14 protein-coding genes are annotated in these 20,193 nt (G+C 39.6%); 1 reads left to right on the top strand and 13 read right to left on the bottom strand.

The window, feature by feature from the left end; translation table 11 throughout:
* Nucleotides 1-340 precede the first annotated feature (340 nt).
* From WMO37_RS00355 to hcp, 4 genes are all read right to left on the bottom strand, one after another.
* A complete protein-coding gene (locus tag WMO37_RS00355; RefSeq protein WP_022432860.1) occupies nucleotides 341-784 on the bottom strand; it encodes an Hsp20/alpha crystallin family protein in 444 nt (147 codons plus the stop codon).
* A gap of 207 nt (nucleotides 785-991) precedes the next feature.
* Nucleotides 992-2,671, bottom strand: coding sequence for an EAL domain-containing protein (locus WMO37_RS00350; protein WP_349153980.1), 1,680 nt, complete (start codon nucleotides 2,669-2,671; stop codon nucleotides 992-994).
* Nucleotides 2,672-2,800: 129 nt separating this feature from the next.
* Nucleotides 2,801-4,519, bottom strand: coding sequence for a HAMP domain-containing methyl-accepting chemotaxis protein (locus WMO37_RS00345; protein ID WP_349153979.1), 1,719 nt, complete (start codon nucleotides 4,517-4,519; stop codon nucleotides 2,801-2,803).
* Between the two features lie 303 nt (nucleotides 4,520-4,822).
* Nucleotides 4,823-6,496 (bottom strand): hydroxylamine reductase, encoded by a 1,674-nt coding sequence (gene hcp / locus WMO37_RS00340; protein ID WP_349153978.1) that lies wholly within the window; start codon nucleotides 6,494-6,496, stop codon nucleotides 4,823-4,825.
* Between the two features lie 229 nt (nucleotides 6,497-6,725).
* On the opposite strand from hcp, the gene WMO37_RS00335 reads away from it, so the two are divergent.
* Nucleotides 6,726-8,378 (top strand): sensor domain-containing diguanylate cyclase, encoded by a 1,653-nt coding sequence (locus WMO37_RS00335; protein WP_349153977.1) that lies wholly within the window; start codon nucleotides 6,726-6,728, stop codon nucleotides 8,376-8,378.
* Nucleotides 8,379-8,531: 153 nt separating this feature from the next.
* Here WMO37_RS00335 and WMO37_RS00330 read toward each other — a convergent pair whose 3' ends face one another.
* The 9 genes from WMO37_RS00330 to WMO37_RS00290 form a co-directional block, all read right to left on the bottom strand.
* Nucleotides 8,532-9,299, bottom strand: a complete 768-nt coding sequence (locus WMO37_RS00330) for an ECF transporter S component (RefSeq protein ID WP_349153976.1) — start codon at nucleotides 9,297-9,299, stop codon at nucleotides 8,532-8,534.
* Nucleotides 9,300-9,417: 118 nt separating this feature from the next.
* A complete protein-coding gene (locus WMO37_RS00325; protein WP_022431092.1) occupies nucleotides 9,418-10,425 on the bottom strand; it encodes a hypothetical protein in 1,008 nt (335 codons plus the stop codon).
* Nucleotides 10,426-10,630: 205 nt separating this feature from the next.
* Nucleotides 10,631-12,076 (bottom strand): carbon starvation CstA family protein, encoded by a 1,446-nt coding sequence (locus WMO37_RS00320; RefSeq protein ID WP_022431091.1) that lies wholly within the window; start codon nucleotides 12,074-12,076, stop codon nucleotides 10,631-10,633.
* A 168-nt stretch (nucleotides 12,077-12,244) separates the two neighbouring features.
* The gene (locus WMO37_RS00315) at nucleotides 12,245-13,300 is read right to left on the bottom strand and encodes a hypothetical protein (RefSeq protein ID WP_349153975.1); all 1,056 of its coding nucleotides are present in this window, start codon (nucleotides 13,298-13,300) and stop codon (nucleotides 12,245-12,247) included.
* Nucleotides 13,293-15,020 (bottom strand): Hsp70 family protein, encoded by a 1,728-nt coding sequence (locus tag WMO37_RS00310; RefSeq protein WP_349153974.1) that lies wholly within the window; start codon nucleotides 15,018-15,020, stop codon nucleotides 13,293-13,295. Before WMO37_RS00310 ends, WMO37_RS00315 begins: the two co-directional genes overlap by 8 nt.
* A 54-nt stretch (nucleotides 15,021-15,074) precedes the next feature.
* A complete protein-coding gene (locus tag WMO37_RS00305; RefSeq protein ID WP_349153973.1) occupies nucleotides 15,075-15,305 on the bottom strand; it encodes a hypothetical protein in 231 nt (76 codons plus the stop codon).
* A gap of 130 nt (nucleotides 15,306-15,435) precedes the next feature.
* Nucleotides 15,436-15,561, bottom strand: a complete 126-nt coding sequence (locus WMO37_RS00300; protein WP_349153972.1) for a hypothetical protein — start codon at nucleotides 15,559-15,561, stop codon at nucleotides 15,436-15,438.
* A 202-nt stretch (nucleotides 15,562-15,763) separates the two neighbouring features.
* Nucleotides 15,764-17,731 (bottom strand): methyl-accepting chemotaxis protein, encoded by a 1,968-nt coding sequence (locus tag WMO37_RS00295; RefSeq protein ID WP_349153971.1) that lies wholly within the window; start codon nucleotides 17,729-17,731, stop codon nucleotides 15,764-15,766.
* 353 nt (nucleotides 17,732-18,084) lie between these two features.
* Entirely contained in the window at nucleotides 18,085-20,091 is a 2,007-nt protein-coding gene (locus WMO37_RS00290) for a hypothetical protein (RefSeq protein WP_349153970.1), read from the bottom strand.
* Nucleotides 20,092-20,193: the final 102 nt, after the last annotated feature.

Here is a 20,193-nt window from a genome sequence, read left to right as displayed (position 1 = left end):
TTGGAAACTATTTTTTATTTTTTAGTTTCCATTATTATATCATATTTTATTTTTGTGCGCAATTGCTATTTTTATATGTATTTCTTTTTATTTTTTGTGCATGTATCACATATTTTTGTTCGTATTTTTCATAATCTTCCACTATATTTTGCGCCTGACAACCGCAATGATTTTAGGCTTTTGCCCCTGATAGTTTTGTATTAAATAAAAAGACTCCACAGCCTATGAATTTCTCCGGCTGTGGAGTCTTTCTACCTATTATATAGGGTTATTTATCAGCATTTTTGACATTTCATCAAAATGCCTTATAAGTTGTACAGTCACAATTTGCAGTTACAGGTTATCCTTCAATGGCAATATACTTATCACCCTTGACCGGTGCCTTTTCTTTCTTTGGAACAGAAAGTTTTAAGATACCGTCCTCGTATTTTGCCTTGATATCTTCCTGTGTCAGGTCTTCACCAACAAAGAAGCTTCTGCTCATTGCGCCAGCATAGCGCTCCTTGCGGATATATTTGCCGTCTTTCTTTTCTTCATCTTTGTCAAGACCTTTAGAAGCACTGATGGTCAGATAGCCATTTTCAAGGCTGGCACTGATTTCATCTTTCTTAAAGCCCGGCAAATCAATATCTACTTCATAACCGCTTTCCGTTTCCCTGACATCTGTTTTCATAACATTAGAAGCGTGCTTACCATATAGAACCTTGTCTACATCCGGGAACTTAAATCCATTCATAAAATCATCATTAAATAAATCTTCTCCAAAAATACTAGGCATTAACATAAGTCATCTCTCCTTTTCTAAAATCGCTGCTCATTTACCTGTTACTCTGGAACCGGGATGTTTTAAAACAAATTCAATTTCTTTATTTGTTCCTTTCCTTTGTTCTAGTTGTACTATAGCACTTATTATTAGCACTGTCAATAGGCGAGTGCTAATTTTTTTTAATTTTTTTGTGTACCAGATGATCCGTCAAAAAGCCTGCGGCTGTTATGAACATTTATATCGTTGAATAAACTGTTCTTTTTCACAGGGTCTGCCATAATAGTATCCCTGTAAATAATCAACCTGCATTTCTTTCATTTTAAGGCTCCATTCTTTTTTTTCAATGCCCTCTGCACATATCCTGACATTAATACTATGTACCATCGGAATGATGTTTTTATACAATTCATAATCTCTTGCATCATTCATCGCCTTTGCAGTAAAATCCCTATCCATTTTCACATAGCTGGGATTCATATCACGTATACAATGGAAATTAGAATACCCTGTGCCAAAATCATCTATTACAAAGCAGATATGGTTCTCATCCAACGCTTTCCTGAACTTACAGAATACCGGTGTCATATCCATAAATCCACTTTCCGTCATTTCAATACATATGGAATCCGGTTGTAAATCATATTTTTTAATCACATCCAATATATCTCTTTCAACATTGCCATGCATAATCTGAACATATGAAACATTTATATTCATCTTAAAATCAGGAATATATTGCTGCATTTCACAACATGTTTTCGCTGCTTCATCTAATATATATCTTCCTGCCGGGATAATTAACCCGGTTTCTTCCAGTAATGGGATGAAGTCTACTGGTGAAACTGTCTCCGTATCTTCTTCAGAGGTCATTGAGAAACGCATAAGCGCCTCTGCACCAATAACCCGCTCTGAGCTGCAATCCACAATTGGCTGGTAATACACCTCAAAGCCGTTGAATCCATTCACAACAGAATTACGGAGTGCCGCTACTATCTTTCCTGTTCTTAAAAAGCTCTCGTAGTCGTTATCATCAAATATATAGAATCCATTTTTTCCCATTTTTTTGGCTTTTTTAAGGACAAATGCAAATTTCTTGCGGCACTCCTCGTAGCCTTCGCAAAATGTTACCGCATCCACAACACCAACAGAAATCGAAAAAACAGCCTCGTAGTTTTCAGATACTATAAACTTATACAGTCTGTCATCTATCTTTTTCTTAAGCTCCGCGGCATAGTCCTTTGAAGAATGTTCCAAATCAACAATCACATACTGGTCGGCTACAAGATGATATATCCTCTGTTTATCAGAAAGACATTCCTTCATGCAGTCAGCTACACTTTTCAGAATATAATTGCCGTAAGCCGCTCCACGTGAACTATTGATTGCTCCAAAATCATCTATTCCTATATGCATAAGAAATCCCTTAGAAAGGTGTGTCTTCTGCGAGCGCATATAGGCATTAAATTCAGGACCTCCAAGCAATCCTGTGACATTATCTGCTCTTCTTTGATTGCCAGTCTCTTTCATGCAGCCAACCAAATATTGTGCGTTCCCTTGTGAATCATCAATCACTATACCGCGGCAGTTAATCCATACCGGCATGTCTTCTTTATCAAGCCATCTGTAATGAAGATTATGTACCTTTTCTTTTCCTTCATATATAGCCGCAAGGTGCTCCTGGAGCATCTTACGGTCTTCTTCATAAACCAACTGTAAAACATCATTAGTAAAATTATTCATAACATTATCCGATATCTTAAAACGGTTCACAGCCGATTCAGAAAATTCTATTGTATTATTCTGCAAATCATATACATATAGATAATCATCCATACATTTTGCGATTATTTCTAATAAAGTTTCTTTTGGCAGCTTACCAAATACCTTAAATATATTCTCACTCACAACAAGAACCTTTCTTTCCTAATCGTATCATAAAATACCAGAGTTAAAAGTCCTAACCCCACATGAACCTGCTCATAAGTGGAATCAGGTCTTTTATGCCCCAATATCATTATAATTCTCTTTTAACCTTTAGAATAACTTAAATCTGTTTACACGCTCATTCATCTTATCTGCACCCTCTGAGAGATTAATACTAATTGCTGTATTCTCTTCTGATGATGCTGCTGTACTCTGTACAACACCTGAAAGCTGTTCAATTCCCTGTCCGACCTGCTCTAATGACTCTGCCTGTGCATTGGCTTTCTCCATTGTATTCTCTGCCATTTCTGCAAACGAATCCATGTCCGAAATAATCTGATTGAAAGCTTCTGCCGTTGTAATTGTAACTGAATTTCCTCGTTGAATTTCAACTAAAGTTTTATCTATTAAATCTCTTGTATTTACCGCTGACTTCGCACTGTCTGCAGCAAGTTTTCCTATCTGATCTGCTACTACCGCAAAGCCCTTACCTGCCTCACCTGCCCTGGCAGCTTCTATCGAAGCATTAAGAGCTAACAAATTAGTCTGTGAAGCAATATCTTCAATATCTGTAATAATATTACCTATTTCCTTAGATATTTCTGTAATATGTTCCATCTCTGTCAACAGAACATTCATTTTTTCCTTTTCTTCATTCGCTTTGTTCGCAGAAGCTTTTACACGTTCAGATGCATTTTTTGTTTCCTTTGCAGTATCTACAGCAAGGTCAACAACTGTATCTATTGTTGCATTCAATTCCTGAATAACTCCGGCCTGTTCCGTTGCACCATCTGATAAAGACTTTGATGCACTTTCAACTTCCTTTGCGTTATGTGTAACCTGTTCAGCAATACCGCTAATTTCTGACAATGTACTGTTAAATCGTTTTAAAATATATACAAGTGACTCTTTCAATTCTGAAAAATCACCCAGAAACGGTGTAATATCATCACCATTTCTTGTCAAATCACCCTGAGCTATCAATTTAACCTCCTGAGAAATCTCACGGACATAATCTGAAAGAATATTCATTGCTTCTTTCAGCATTCTTATTGTATCTCCGAACTCATCATCTGATTCGTAAGTAAGCATTTCTATATTAGACAGTTCACCTTTTCTAAGACTGGCAACTGCTGCATCTATCTGCTGTACCGGTTCTGTTATTGAATCTGTAATTATCTTTCCGATAACTGTTGCAACTACTGCAATCGCGATTCCTGTTACAATAATGACAATAAAAATAATAATAGTACAGATGTTGGCAAGTGTTTTCGCATTATCTAATTCCACCTGGAAATCATCATGTAATGTATTTAATTGTTTTACAAATGACATATAGCTTTCATATGCACTTCCGATCATAATCTTCGCTGCTTCAGCCTGTTTATTATCTCTACTCAATTTGTATACTTCATCTGAAGTTGATAAGTATTCTTCCCACGCAGAAGTTGCCTTTTCGTAATCGGCTTTTCCTTGCTGTGCTTTCTTATTTGAATTAATTATCTCACCTAACTTAGCTGTCGCGTCTTTAATCTGACTTTCTATATTATCATTTTCTTTTTCACACGTAGCCATCGCTGCGGCATCTGATTCTACAAGATGCTGATACTGCTTGATTCTATACTTAGCAGTCATTGTTTCTAATTCCTGCAGATACTCAAGTGAAGGAGACCACACTTCCGTAATATGACGTATATTCGAACGAATCACTAATGTCGATACAAGTGCCACCAGTACGAAAAACGCTGTCATAACTAATACCGCCATCCGATATACCTTCAATTTCTCTGCAACTTTTAAATTACCTATCCATTTTTTTAACTTTGCCATATGGTTTCCCTTTCTTTCGTTTTTTGAATGAATTTTTTTACTGAATTCCATTGTAAAAAGCTCAGAAACGACTGAAATTCCCCAGCTTTATAATTGTCTCTCAGTTAATCGTGTTAAAACTATCACAATTTAGTTTGAAATGCAATAAAATTTTTTATTTTTTTTTGTATTTTTATTGTTTTTTTGAAGCCTAATCTAATATGGATTTTAAAATTTCCGGCTGTTGTTCTCTTTCCATAACAAGATTTTTTGAGAGTTGTTTATTTCCCATAATATAAACAACTCTCGAAAATTCTAAGTGCTTTATGCAATATTCTGCTTCAGGCACGTCTTAATATCATCTTCCGCGTTGCTGATTGCACGGATATGAAACGTATCCACCAGATACTGCAATACATTCGGGCTTAAAAAGGCAGGGAGTGTCGGTCCTAAATAAATGTTTCTGACGCCAAGGCTTAACAGTGCGAGCAAATCCGCTACTGCTTTCTGCTCATACCAGGACACAATCATGGAAAGAGGCAGTCCGTTTACATCGGTATTAAACGCATCGGCAAGTGCAGTGGCAATGCGTACCGCCGAATAAACATCGTTACACTGTCCGACGTCCATCAGACGCGGCAGTCCGGCAATTTCACCAAAGTCCAGCTTATTAAAGCGGTATTTTCCACATGCCAGTGTCAGAATCACACAGTCCTGCGGCACCATTTTTGCAAATTCCGTATAATAATTTCTTCCCGGTCTTGCGCCGTCACAGCCGCCGATTAAAAAGAAATGGCGGATTGTTCCGTCCTTTACGGCTTCTACTATCTTTTCAGCACAGGTCAGCACCGCCTGATGTGCAAAACCCACTGTAATTTCCTTTTCTTCTTCATCATCGGAAAATCCACCTAGTGCCAATGCCTGTTCAATGATTTCATGAAAATCCTTTTCGCCGTTTTCCTTTTTAGGAATATACTTTACTCCTTCCCAGCCGACAACATTGGTGCTGTAAATCCTGTCCTTATACCCCTCACGCGGACGCATCAGACAATTTGTTGTCATTAAAATACAGCCCGGCAGATTGTCAAATTCTTTCTGCTGGTCCTGCCATGCACCGCCAAAATTGCCCACCAGATGCGGATATTTTTTCAATCCTTCATAGCCGTGACCCGGCAGCATTTCCCCATGGGTATAAATATTAATACCTGTGCCTTTGGTCTGTTCCAGCAGCATTTCCAAATCTTTAAAGTCATGTCCCGATACGATGATAAACGGTCCTTTTTTTCTACGAACACTCACCTTATGCGGATACGGATTGCCATAAACGCTTGTGTTCGCTTCATCTAACTGTTTCATTACCTCTAATGCCATTTCACCGGTACGCATCGTCATCCGAATTAATTCTTCCACCGTCAACGCATCGTCTGTAAGTGCTTCCAATCCGTAAATATAAAAATCATCGACCTGTGTGCTGTAATATCCCAGTTCTCTTGCCTGATGTCCGTATGCGCTGATGCCTTTTAATCCATAAAGAATCGTCTGTCTTAATGAACGGATATCTTCGTCAAGTTCTTTGTCATACATAATTCCTGCCATCGGCGCATCTTTTAACATTTCACTTTTGGTTTCCGGCAGATTATAAACTGCTGCCGGGCGGTTGATTTCTGTCTCTGTCTGCTCCCGCAATTCTTCCTTAATGTTTTGCGATACCTTTAATAATTCCACATGTACATCTGCATCAAAATTTACATTTGTAAGCGTTGTAAAAAGAACGTTTTCCAAAAAACGCACCACTTCTTTAGGCGCATGTTCCCCTGTTTCCAATAATTTTTTTGCATAACAGCAGATTCCCTTTGCCTGATAAATCAGCAAATCCTGCAAATTTGCGATTTCCGGTGTCTTTCCACAGACACCCATTTTCGTGCAGCCTTTTCCGTTTGCCGTCTGCTCGCACTGATAGCAGAACATCTCATACCCCAAATCCATGTTATTACTCATTTTCCTCTCCATTCCTACCGCAATTGCGGTATATTCGTTCTTTCAAGATATAAGTATTGACATTCTTTGAAACTGCATACACTGTTTATAAAATCTAATTTGTTAAAGTTTTATGATTTCCTGTATTCTCCATTGACATTCCTACCAAAATACTATATTATAGTACCAATATACTATTATCTGATAATCATTACTATTATTTATTGCAGACCAAATGAAAGGATTTCATATGAAAATTAAACACACTTTATATATTATCCTGCTGACAGCTTCACTGATTCCGCTTTATATTTTTGCTTCTGTCATGATTGTACAGAATAATAAAAACACTAAAAGCATGATGCAGGAAAATCTGCGCTTTATCAGTGAATCTACCATATCCAGTATCGAGAGTTTTTGTGAAGCCCGTAGAGATACGATTAATATGATTACCCAGTATGAAATGATACAGGATGCTGTTCATTCCAGTCTGGATGGCAGCATTTCAGATGATGATTCCATTTCCTATATTAATAATATGTTATGGGAGCGAAAAATCCATTGTGATTTTTTACAGAGTCTTTTCATTATAGATACCAATTTTAACATTGTTGCATCCAGTGAAAATATTACTGCTTCAACTTCAGATTATTTTGCCCATGCTGATTCAGACTCTTTAAACGGCAATTTCATAATTTCCGATGCCTACCAGCGGTTAATTGATGGTGAAATGACTACTGTTGTTGCTGCATACTCCGGTATTTTTGACCTTAATACACAAAACATAATTGGCTATGTTGTAGAAGAAATTCCCACTTCATACTTTGACAACTACCGCTCCAATACAACTTTATGGGAAAACGGGCTGCTCTATCTTATTGATAACAATAACTTTTTTATCACTGCCGGCAATCCGGATGAATCTACTTCCGATTCATTGACTGATGCCAATGACAACGCCATATGGCAGAAAATTACTGAACATTTATCCTGCACCAATCATTCTAACACTTCCGGACAATTTTATTTTAACGTTTCCGGAAATGAATACGCGATATATTATGCACCGGTTCATTACACAGACTGGATAATTTTTATTACTATTGATTTAAGTTCTTATCAGAAAATGAAAACTGCCTACCGCATCCTGCTTGGCACAACAGTTCTTTGGACTTCCGTTGTCCTTTTACTGGTACATTACCTGATTACGAAAAAAATAACCAAACCGGTACACCTGATTTCCGGCACGCTTGAAAATGTCCAGCTGCAAAAAAACTATGCACTACGTATTCCGTATGATAAAAATGATGAACTTGGTAATTTATCCAATAAAATTAATGCACTATTAGCCTATGCTGAAGCCAATGAAGTACATCAGCAGGAATATCAACGATATCTTACCAAAAAAACACAGTTAGACCCGATGACACAGCTTTTCAATAAAAATGCCATTGAAAATAAAATACATGCTATGATTGAACAGGCAAACGACACACATACCCGCATTGCCGTCGGCTTTCTGGATATTGATAATTTCCGTGACTATAATACACTCTACGGACATCAGGAAGGCGACCGCGTTATCCGCTTTGTTGCCTCTATTTTAAAAGAAAACATTAACGGAATTGTCGGCAGAAACGGTGGTGACGAATTTCTTTTCTGCCTTGCCGCAGTCGATTCAAAGACAACTATTGAAAATGAAATCCGTACAGTTTTTGAAAAACTACAGGAAGGTCTTATAAACTTAGAAACCGGTGAACGAATGTCTATTCCCTGCAGTATCGGCATTTTTGCTGAAAACGGCAGTCAGCTGCATTACAGCTATATGGTACAGGGTGCTGATGCAGCGATGTATCAGGCGAAAGAACTGGGCAAGAACACCTACTATCTTAATTACAATTAAAGGACAACCTATCGTGCAACCGCTTTAATCACGCACTTTCTATATTCTAAACAGTCAGTATAAAACAAGAGGAACGATATGATACTATCAAAGTTTTACCTCATCTGTTATCATATCGTTCCTCTTTTTATTCTATGTCAGTTTCCAACTTTTTTACAATTCCCGAAGCATTCCTGTCTTTTTCATTACCGGACGTAATGCCAGATAAATAATCGTTGCTACAATCACTGCTATGACTGCATTAACCGATGTTGTAATCGCACCGATTTTTGCAAGTGCCTTGGCAAGGTCCTGCGGAACACCGAGCAGATAGGATTTATAAAAATATCCCACAACCGGGTCTGCCACAATATTAAATGCCATACCGCATACACTTGATACAATCGTTGCAACGGTTACATACTTTGCTGAATGGTCTTTTGAAAGATGAAACAGCTTATGTGCTACAAATCCTACAATCAGACCGATACAAAGCTTTAAAATAAAGGTCTTTGGTGCGCTCGTTACATACGCCGTTGTCAAATCGCTGATTGTCATACCGACTGCTCCGGCTAAACCGCCCCATGCACCACCGATTAACAATGCCGCTAAAACACAGAATACATTACCGAAGTGAAACATTGTTTTCTCTGTTCCGACCGGAACATCAATTTTAATAAATGTTGCACCTACATAACATAATGCTGCACACAGCGCTGCCTGCGCCAATACCTTTGTATCAACCGGTTTACGCTCTCCCTTGGACACGATATTACAAATACCCGCAATCAATACAATCACACCTGCAATTGCAACTAATAATGATACTGCATATGCCGTATTACCCTTCTGTACATAATTGTGAAAACACAATACCAGACCGATTACAAAAATCACAGCGCCTGCAACTGCTTCAATAATACTTCCTGACTTTTTCATCATCCTCATCCTCCGTTCCTTTTGCTTCGGATAAGAATAAGCTTTTACTGGCAATTATGAAAGCACCAATTTGAATTTTATTTATATAGCCAGTTTATTTTTGTTTTATGGTCAGTTTACTTTACTGATACTCACGAATTAAAAACATCGGCTTGATTGCCATAACTTCATCATATTCTTCCTGCTCTACTGCCACGCTGGAATTTAATGCTTTTAAATCACTCTTTAAAACTTCAAGTGCCTTTTCGATGGTCGTTGCACGACCTTCCTGCATAATATCAATCATTCTCTTTAACACGACCGGATGTGCATACCATGCCGGAACCGGAAAGTCCGGATATTGTCTGATGTACTGCTGCATTTCATCAACAGCCTGTTCCAAATGTGTTTCAATGTACTTTTTATTGTTTCTTGCAGTCGGTAAAACATTGGCACTGGAAAAGAAGAAAATGGAAGCCAGTCCAAACAACAGGAAATACATTGCAAATCCAGCATGTGTAATCAATGCGTAGATACCATACAGCAATGCCGCTGCTCCCAACAGCGTAATGCTGAGTGCTACCCATTTATATGCCGGATTACTTCTGTCATACACTCTTTTTCTTTTTGCCCCTGCACTTAATGCAATACTTAATTCTTCATTCTTATTCAGATACTGCATACAATTCTCTAATACGGCAATATTCTCCTGTGCTTCTTTTGTCAGAACCTTTGCTTTTTTCTTTGCTGCAAGACGTTCTTTTTCTTTCAGTCTTTTTTCCGCTTCTGCGCTGTGAAGCCGGATTTCAGGATGTGTCTGTTTTAAATAGGCTAATAAAGAATCGACATTTTCTTCAAATTTGAAATTGCACTGCTTTTCTTCGCCATTGTCATATTCCACAACCAGATACGGAATCGTTGCAAATAATCCCTTTCCTGTGAATCCGCCTTTGCTCATCGCAACTCTTTTAAATACTCTTTTTACGGAAGTGAGCGGAATGTAATATCTTCTCTCAAAATAAAAACTGTTCAGATAAATCGCTTTTTCTCCCACTCCGCATGGTCCAAACTTTCTACAATGCTTTTTATCCTGCGCCAATTCTTCCTTTTCAAGCGATTCTTTTCCTAAACAACGTGGTTTCCACAACATACAACCAGCCCCTTCCTTCAGTCATTGTTTCTTTGGTGTGTCCTTTCTATTCTTTCTATTATTTCACCAAAGAATAAAGACGGGGAGCCACACGAAACATCGTCTGCTTTCAACTATTTTCATGTGGCATCCCCTTTAATCTAAATTATTTTATCTTTTATGTACCTCTGTAAAATGCATTTACAGATTTTCTAAACGCCTACTGTTATGCAGCTTCTTTTGGCTGTTTCTTTGTTGCATACATGAAGATGCCAAAGAATACAATTGCTAAAATGATACCTGCCGGGTAAGCTACTGTTGTACCGAGGTTCAAGCACTCCGGTGCATAGAAGAAATAGGTCATAGATACGGCACTCATAAAGGTTGCCGGTACTACGGTAATCCAGTAATTCTTCTTTTCTCTGAATAAGAACATACTTGCTGTCCACAATACAATCATAGCGAGTGTCTGGTTTGTCCAGCTGAAATATCTCCAAACGATTGTATAATCCAGATGTCCGACAACTGCACCAACTGCTAAAAGCGGTACACATAAGATCAGTCGTTTTGTAAACTTAGACTGGTCAACCTTAAACCAGTCTGCAAGAACCAGTCTTGCACTTCTGAATGCTGTATCACCTGATGTAATCGGGCATACAATAACACCAATCATTGCAAGGGCAACACCGACACCGCCCATTGTCTTAGAGCATACATCGTAAATTGCTGCGGACTGTCCATTTGCAAGAATGGCACTTAAACCAGTACTTAAACCATCTGTTACTGCATAGATTGAACAACCTGCTGCTGCCCAGATTAATGCGATAACACCTTCTGCAACCATCGCACCATAGAATACGAAATGTCCCTGCTTTTCAGACTTCATACAACGCGCCATCAGTGGTGACTGTGTTGCATGGAAACCGGAAATCGCACCACACGCTACGGTGATAAACATAACGCTCCAGATTGGTGTTCCCTTCGGGTGCATATTGGTAAAGTGTGACCAGATTTCAGGAATCTGATAATCTGAATGTGTAAAGACACCAATAATAACACCTAATGCCATGATGATTAAGCAGATACCGAATACCGGATAAATACGTCCGATAATCTTATCAATTGAAATAAATGTGGCAATGAAATAGTATGCAAGAATAATCCACAGCCAAAATTCTGTACTTGCAACAATTCCTGATACATTGCCGTTCTTAAATAATGTAACAATTAATCCGGCCGGTCCTACTGCGAATACGGTACCTACCATAACGAGTAAAACCACACTGAAGATTCTCATAACATTCTTCATGAATCCGCCCAGATAGATACCGCAGACTTCTGAAATAGAAGCACCTTCGTTTCTTTCTGAAAGCATTCCTGAAAAATAATCATGTACACCGCCGGCAAATATTGTACCGAAAGTAATCCATAAGAATACAACCGGTCCCCATAAAGCACCCTGCATCGCACCAAAGATTGGTCCTAAGCCCGCAATATTGAGGAGCTGTACCAGAAACAGTTTCCACTGCGGCATTACTACATAATCAACACCATCGTTAATCTTTACCGCAGGAGTTTCTCTGTCATCCGGTGCAAACGTATTCTCTACAACCTTACCATAGACAAAATAGCCGCCGATTAAAAGAAGCAGACAAATGAAAAAACTAATCATAGCTTTTCCCTCCTTACTTTAAATATTCTATTGTTCACAGTACTGATCTCTTAATCATTATTATAGTCATCTTTCGATAAAATGCAACATTTTAGTTCAAAAAAAACGCCGAAAAATTTCGACGTTTTTTGTGCATTTTTAATATTTTTTATAATATTTTTATCTATTCTATTGGTTACTTTTTTGTACTTTTACGGATTTTTTAAGCCCATCAACGTAACGCTCCTGCTGCTGTTCCTGCCTTTTTTGGGCTGCACTTTTCTGTACGGACCGGTTCGCACAGATACCTATTATCATAAATAAAATCAATATTATTATGGAAATGAGCATCTGCTTAAACTGGCACCGGTTAATCCGGTATTCTTCGTATACCGCACCGTAGCTCTGAGACGTATAATTCATATACAGATCCATATAATCTTCTAACCCGTTTGTCTGGTTCTCCAGCAGCTTGTTTAAATTTTTTTGTTTCTGTGTCTTTTTGTTTTTATAGGAAATAATGTGTAAATTTCTTATAAAAGATTTTTTCTGCTTCCACTCTTTTTTCTCTATCAGTTGCTCATAGCCTTCTGCTTTAAACTGCTGTTCAATAAGAAACAGTGTTTTTCTTTGCAGCCCCCACATCCGGCAGATTCTGTCCTGCATTTTTTCGCAGAATTCCTGCTGTTTAAACAGTTGTCTATACCGTTCCCGGTTAAAAAATATATTCCATGCTTCCTCCGTGTTTCTCAGATACGGATTCATAATGATATATTCAATCTCTTTTAAGCACTGCTGCTCCGGTTCGTCCTTTCCGACTTCCGCAAAATCATATTCAGAATCAGATACAATTTCAGATTCAACTTCATCCGGCGTACCGGCAATTTCCAAATCCGGTGTTGTTCCCGGTTCTGATGTAACACTGGACATACTGCCTGTATTTTCCCATGACGGCACATTCGGTTCTTCTGTCATTCCCGCATTTTCAAAAAATCCCGGCATATCCCGTTTTTCAAAACCGCTGCCGGACTTTTGGGATTCCTGTACCGACTGCGGCACCGTTTCCATCCGCTTTGCCGCTCTTGCCTGTCTGAGCGCACTTTTATAAGCTTTTTGAAGCTGCTCAAATTCTTCGGGTGTATCCTCAGGATGATACTTTTTTACCTGACGGGCATACGCCGCCCTAATCTCTGAAATTTCTCCTGTCGGCTCAATTTCGAGCCATTCCCATATAGATTTATTCATCGGTATCTTCCTCTTCTTTCTGCCAGAACGTTTCATCATACGGTCCGAAATCGACCTGATTCTGCTCTATATAGTCCAATATCGCCATAATGCGTACATATTCCTGCCGTACTTTTCTGCCTTTTGTGTTTATCAGAAGTTCCTTAAAATACCGCAGGCACTCCTGAATAACCTGACGGTTCTTTGGTGTCGTCTGCTCATACAGTCTTTCCGCCTTTTCAAATAACAGACGGTTCTCCTCTTTTTCCCACGGGTGTAACGGCATTTTTTCTAACTGCTCCACCCGTTTTTCCAGTTCTTTTTCCGACAGTCCGATTTGCTTATTGACGATGACTTTATGGACTTTTTCAACGGATGACTCTATATTGACATCTAAAATGCCATTGATGTCATAAATAAACGTCACCTTGACAACCTGTTCTCCTTCCGGTGCTTTCGGCAGTCTTTTTAAGTTTATTTCCCCAATTTTTAAATTGTCCGATGCCTTTATATTTTCTCCCTGATAAATCGGAAAGTTCATGGTTATCTGATTGTTACGGACCGTTGTGTAATACATCGTCCGCTTGCAGGGCAGTGTTTCATTTTTCTCAATAACCGGCGAAAAACTGCCGTCATAGAGTTCCGTACCGAGCGAAAACGGGCAAATATCCGTTAAAAGCATATCTTTAATATCACCGGTGCGCTCTTTAATCGCCGCTGCCATGCCGACACCGTATGCTACACTCTCATCGGGATTTTCCTCCAGTACCACAGGCACTTTGTCGCCAAGCAGTCCTTTAATATACTGCTGTACCACGGGCATTTTGGACGATCCACCGACCAATATGACTTTGTCGAGTTCCTCTAATTCGATTCCCACCATATTGATGACCTTTGCGATTGGTTTTGCCATTCTTGAAAACAGCTCCGCTGAAAGATGGATCAGCCTCTGATTGGTCATTTTCAGCGTATAGGCTTCGCCTTTAATATACACCTGCCGCTCTGCTTCATTTTTATCGGTCAGTTCTTTTTTTACTGCCTCTGCCTCTTTTAAAACATTTTCCTGCTCATTTTTCGTTAAATATGCTTCTGAAATCTGATTCTGCTCATAAAAATCCTGCGCAATGATTTCATTAAAATCTTTTCCGCCTAAATAATTATCTCCGGCAACTGCCTGTATTTCCACGACATTGTCAAATGCTTCCACCAAAGATACATCTAACGTACCGCCGCCGAAATCGAACACGATAAAGCTTTCTGCGCCTCTTTCTGCCGTATGATGCTTTAATGCCACCGCTGACGGCTCATTAATCAGACGTTCTACCTTTAATCCTGCAAGTCTGCCTGCATTTTTTGTGGCATTGCGCTTATTATCGTCAAAATACGCCGGCACACTGATAACCGCTTCCGTCACTTCTTCGCCCAGAAACTTTTCCGCATCTTCTTTTAATCTTCTTAATACAAATGCCGAAAGTTCTTCTGCACGGTATTTTTTTCTGCCGTTTCCGTACAGAAAATTTGTGCCCATATTTCTTTTAAATTCACGGAACGTATCATACGGCTGTGTTGCAAGCATTTCTTTTGCCACACTGCCCACAAATACCTCTTGATTTTTTCCGATGCCGACAACGGATGGTGTAAGATACTCTCCAAATGCATTCGGAATCAGCACTACTTTTCCGTCCTGCCAGACGCCCGCCAGACTGTTTGTTGTTCCCAAATCAATGCCAATGACTGCCATTTTTTCTCCCCCTTTTTATCCTTTATCTTTTTGCCTTTAATTTCCTGCTTTAAATTAGTTTCCCATATCTTTTAAGCTCTGGAGCAGTTCCAAATCGCTGTCCTTCACCTTAATATTCGATGTTATCGGTGCTTCGCCCGGTCTTTGCACAGTTATTTCAATCACCGTTCCTTCTTCGATTCCTCTTGAAAAAACTGCCTTTAAAAACGCTGCAAATTTCGGATGGTTTACCGTAAATTTATTTTTTGCATTCATTAATTTCATCATTGCTGCCGGATTCATCATGTTTGTTCTCCTTTTCTGTGTCCTGCATTTTAAATATAGTCTTTTAGTTCTTCATTTACAATTTCCTGAATATCCTGCCGCCATTGCCAACGTACCTACTTTTTTATCGTTCATCCACACCTGTAAACTTTTATAATTGTTCATTAATAACCTCCTGAATGGATGAATAGCCTTTCTTTGCAAACAATGTGTCAAAATCATTTTCACAGCCCAATGCAAAACTGATTTTAATAAGCGCCGACAATGTTTTTTTCATATACTTTCCTTTTTGTCTATATTTTCACGCAATTTTTCTTATAATTAAAAATTATATCATATTGCTTTGCCACTGACAATAAAAAAAGAGTGAATACGTTTTAATATACTCACTCTTTTTTGCCGCCTTACCGGTGGTTCTAATTTCTTCGTTTAAGGAGTCACACGCCCCATTTGACAGTCTAAGCTTTCATATTGAATCGTTAGAACTTTTTAAACACTTCGACATAATTCTGAAGCTTCTGTCCGATTTCCGTATTTTTTTCAGCATCTTTTTCAATATCATTGATAGAATCCACAATACCGCCGACACTGTCTGCCGCATCATTGACACCCTGACTGCTTTCGTCAATCGTCGTTGAAATGTCACTGATACCCGAATTCATTTCTGCCATGGTATTTTTGAGTGTTTCTGCATTTACCGCAAAATTTTCCAGAATATCGTTGACCTTTGCCGCATCATCACGGTATTCATTGGTAATCGCTGCAAATTTTTCATAGTCTGCCAGAATACTTTCATCGACATAAGCAAGCAGTTTTCCCGAATTGCCTGTCAGATCTTTTACACTGTCAATTACTACCAGACTGATTTCCTGAATACTGTTAGCAATCTTTCTGCTGTCCTCTGCCAGTTCCCTGATTTCTTCTGCAACAACTGCAAATCCTTTTCCGGCATCTCCGGCTCTTGCTGCTTCAATCGAAGCATTGAGTGCCAGCATATTGGTCTGTGATGAAATGCTTAAAATGTCTTCTGTCAGTTCCTGAATCCGTGCCACCTGCTTACTGTTTTCAATCGACTGGTTTAAACCGTCTTTAATCTGTGCTACCATATCGTTTGTGCTTTGTCTTCCCTGCTCGGTATCTTCACGGTAGCGCACAGATTTTTTCTGAATCCGGGCAGTAATTTCATTTCCCTCTGTAATCTGGTCCGTTACATTCACAATTGCATGGAAAATGTTGTCTGACCCTGCGCTGAGCTGTTCTGCCGTTGCTGAGATTTCCTGCATGCTCGCTGCCATTTCTTCCATAACGGCGGATACACTGCCTGCATTGTCATTGACTGCCGTAATCTGACAGTTCATATTTGCGGAAGCTTCCTGTAGGGCATCGGATTTACTTTTAATATCTTTCATAACCAGCTGTAGCTTTTCAATAAATGAATTGATTCCGTCAACCAGTTCCCCGATTTCATCTTCGGATTTCACTTCAATTCTCGCCGTTAAATCACCATTACTTTCTTCAATATTTTTGATAATATCATTCAGCTGGCGGTTTGCTGACTTTAACGGCTTGATAATAAACATAATCATCACGATAATGGCTGCGCCAATGATCAACATGATTGCCAGAATAACCGCATATACCATAATAGACTGGCTGTACTGCTCATTTAACTGGCTTGATGCTTCACTGACCTGTGCACTGATTAATGTATTGAGATTATCTGCCGCTGTTTCAAGTCTTGAAGTAATACTGTCGTCTCCCTCTGCTGTCAGTTCAAAATAATCATCCATGCTGTTGCTGTCACTGCTTAATACGGACTGGATTTTAGTGCTGTATTCTTCATATACGCTTTCATATTCTTCCAGACCGGCTAACACTTCTGCATTACCGAATGCTTTCACCGCTGTTTCTAAGGCTTCAAAAGATGCCGTCAGATTCTGGATTTCATTTTCCATATTGGTCTTCATATCCGAAGCATTGTCTGTCGCATTTCCCGCCGCCTGCGCGCCTGAACCGCCTGATACGGTGTTCTGCTGATTTGACATGCCCGTGGTATCCTGCGTGCCCTGCTGGCTGTCACCCTGCATCATCTGCATGTTTTCTGACTGTCCGCTCTCAGACTGTGCATTTTCCGCCTGCATATTTTCTGCCTGCGGCATGACATCTGACGTATTCTGTGTACTGTCCGATGCCGAACTGTTGTTATTCTTTTCCATTTGGTTCTGCATTCTGAATGCCGCCGAACTGTTTGCGTATTTCTGCACTTTTTCAATAGAGGTCGATGTGTCCGCCATTAAAGTAACGGCTTCCATACACTCATTGGAAATTTTCTGGCTTTTCTTATTCATGCTGTGGATAAATAAAAAGCCTAACAATACGCTTGCAATGCCGGCGGCAAATAAAATGCCTGCCAGTACCAGTATTTTTGCACTGATTTTCTTTTTCATCTTCATTTCCTCATCTACCGGATTGTCACTGTCCCGATATTCTTTCTTCTGTTGATTTTCCGCAGCTTCCTGCGATTCATTGGTATGAATATATCAACGGAATGTGATGAAAAAATGATTGATTTGTGTTTATTTCATGAACCGCAAAAAAATGGTGTGGAACAAAAGCCCCCAACTATGATATCTACGGATTGTTCCGTGCTGCGCACTCCCACAATCCTACCCAATATTCGCATATCGTGGAACTATCATCCCACTTTTATGCTCATATTTGGGCAGGTCACAAGGTCATTCACCCACCTATGAGCAAGCTCATGTGGGTTTAGACCTTTTGACCCTGATATCATATCATTTTAAACTTCTACGTGTCCATTTACTACATTCCAGACACCATATTCATTCTCAGCCAGACCGTTATACGTAAAGTCTACTGTTCCGTTGGTCATATACCACCAGCCATATTCATTTACTGCTAATCCGGTATAATTCAAATCCAACGCTCCATTCGTCATGTACCACCAGCCGTATTCGTTTACTGCCATTCCGGTATAGTTAAAATCCAATGCTCCGTTGGTCATGTACCACCAGCCGTATTCATTTACTGCCATTCCGGTATAGTTAGTATCCAGTGCTCCATTCGTCATGTACCACCAGCCGTATTCATTTACTGCCATTCCGGTATAGTTAAAATCCAGTGCTCCATTCGTCATGTACCACCAGCCGTATTCGTTCACTGCCATTCCGGTATAGTTAAAATCCAATGCTCCGTTGGTTATGTACCACCAGCCGTATTCGTTTACTGCCATTCCGGTATAGTTAAAATCCAGTGCTCCATTCGTCATGTACCACCAGCCGTATTCATTTACTGCCATTCCGGTATAACCAAAGTCAATTGTTCCATTGCTTACATACCACCAGCCATACTCATTTGCTGCCATTCCTGTATAGTTGAAATCTACTGTTCCATTGGTTATCTTCCACCAGCCATATTCATTTGCTGCTAAACCGTTATAATTGTAATCAATATTGTTATTTGTGTAATAATACCAGTTACCATCTGCTGACTGTTGCAGTCCATTTTTATTTTCATCCGGAGCCGGATTTTCATTATCACCGACATCTGTCTTTGCCGTAAATGTCAGTTTATCCGCAGACACTTCGATATTAAAAACATTTTCCTGTTCCTCTCCATCATACTTGAAACCGTCAGGAAGCTGTTCGTCTTGCCCCCTTGATGCCGCCGGTATAACAGACACGGGATTGTCATAATCAACCAGCCATACTTCATCTCTTCCCTGTTCATCCATTCCTAAGAAATCGCGCAATGCGCAGATTCTGTAAACAGAACTTCCGGTTTCAGAATCATAGTCATATACCATTGCATACTTTTCATTTGTTGCCGTATTGATCACTAAATTACTTGTTCCTCCACTGCCCCATGCCGCATCATAATATGAGATGTCTGTGTCTAAAACAGTCTGCTTGTAACCTTCCGGCATTGTGTCATAGCTTCCTATCTTTACCGCATAATAAATGTCACCGAGCGCTTCTTTTTTCGTGAGCTGATACAGGTTATATGCCGTAATTTCGTCATTCTCATTTAATGAATAGGTTAAAGTGTAATATGAAGAATCTCCGTTGGTATAAACTACATTGGTTGTTGACGGGTCATACGCATAATACTTTGCATAAATTTTTGCAATATCCAGCGGATGTGAAATCTGATACTGTGTTGTTTCCTGCAATGTCCCGTTATCCTTTATTACCTTATCCGTAAGATTTCCTGTCGTGTAAAGCACTTTTCCTGCCTGTCCTGCATAAATCGTCACATTACAGGTATTTTCCACGGAAAGCACGGACGCCGTTCCCTCTGCATAAAGGCGCACACCGTAGTCTTCCTGTTTTTTCGGGTTTACCGTAAGCGAACCGTCCCCGCAGATTGTAACAGATCCGCCCCACGCATCGCCGTATGCGACAATACTGCTTATTTCATTTTCACCTATCAGGCGGATTTTAAAATCATCCCCCATCATGTTGGTTGCAATATAATTGTCTGCATTTTTGTACTGGTTCAAAGTTAATGTGTTGCTTGCCTTATCGTAGGATACCCCGTCAATTGCGTTGCTTCCCTGCGATGAAAATATGTTGTCTTTGGTTTCGCTGTTACCCACTGCAATATAGGCATACGCCCAGTCCCCTTCATCACACGGACCGTTTGCCGCCTCTGCCTTCGGTACGGTAAATACGACCGCTGCCGACAATGCCATTACCGTTGTCAGGGCTATCGCTGCTGCCTTACTTCTCTTACTTCTACTTCTCCGGGTGGATTTCCGATTGAACTTTTTTAATATTCTCACCATAAAATTTCCTCCTTTTGCCTGTGTAAATATCTGGTAGTTATGGTGTCATCTTATCGTATCCTTTATCCGCTGTGCAGTTGGCATGTGTCTATTTTTCGGCAG

The sequence above is a fragment of the Lachnospira intestinalis genome (assembly GCF_040095895.1).
GTDB classification, from domain to species: Bacteria; Bacillota; Clostridia; order Lachnospirales; family Lachnospiraceae; genus Lachnospira; species Lachnospira intestinalis.
Note: the sequence above shows the minus strand (reverse complement) of the source record. Positions and strands in the feature narration are given on the sequence as shown.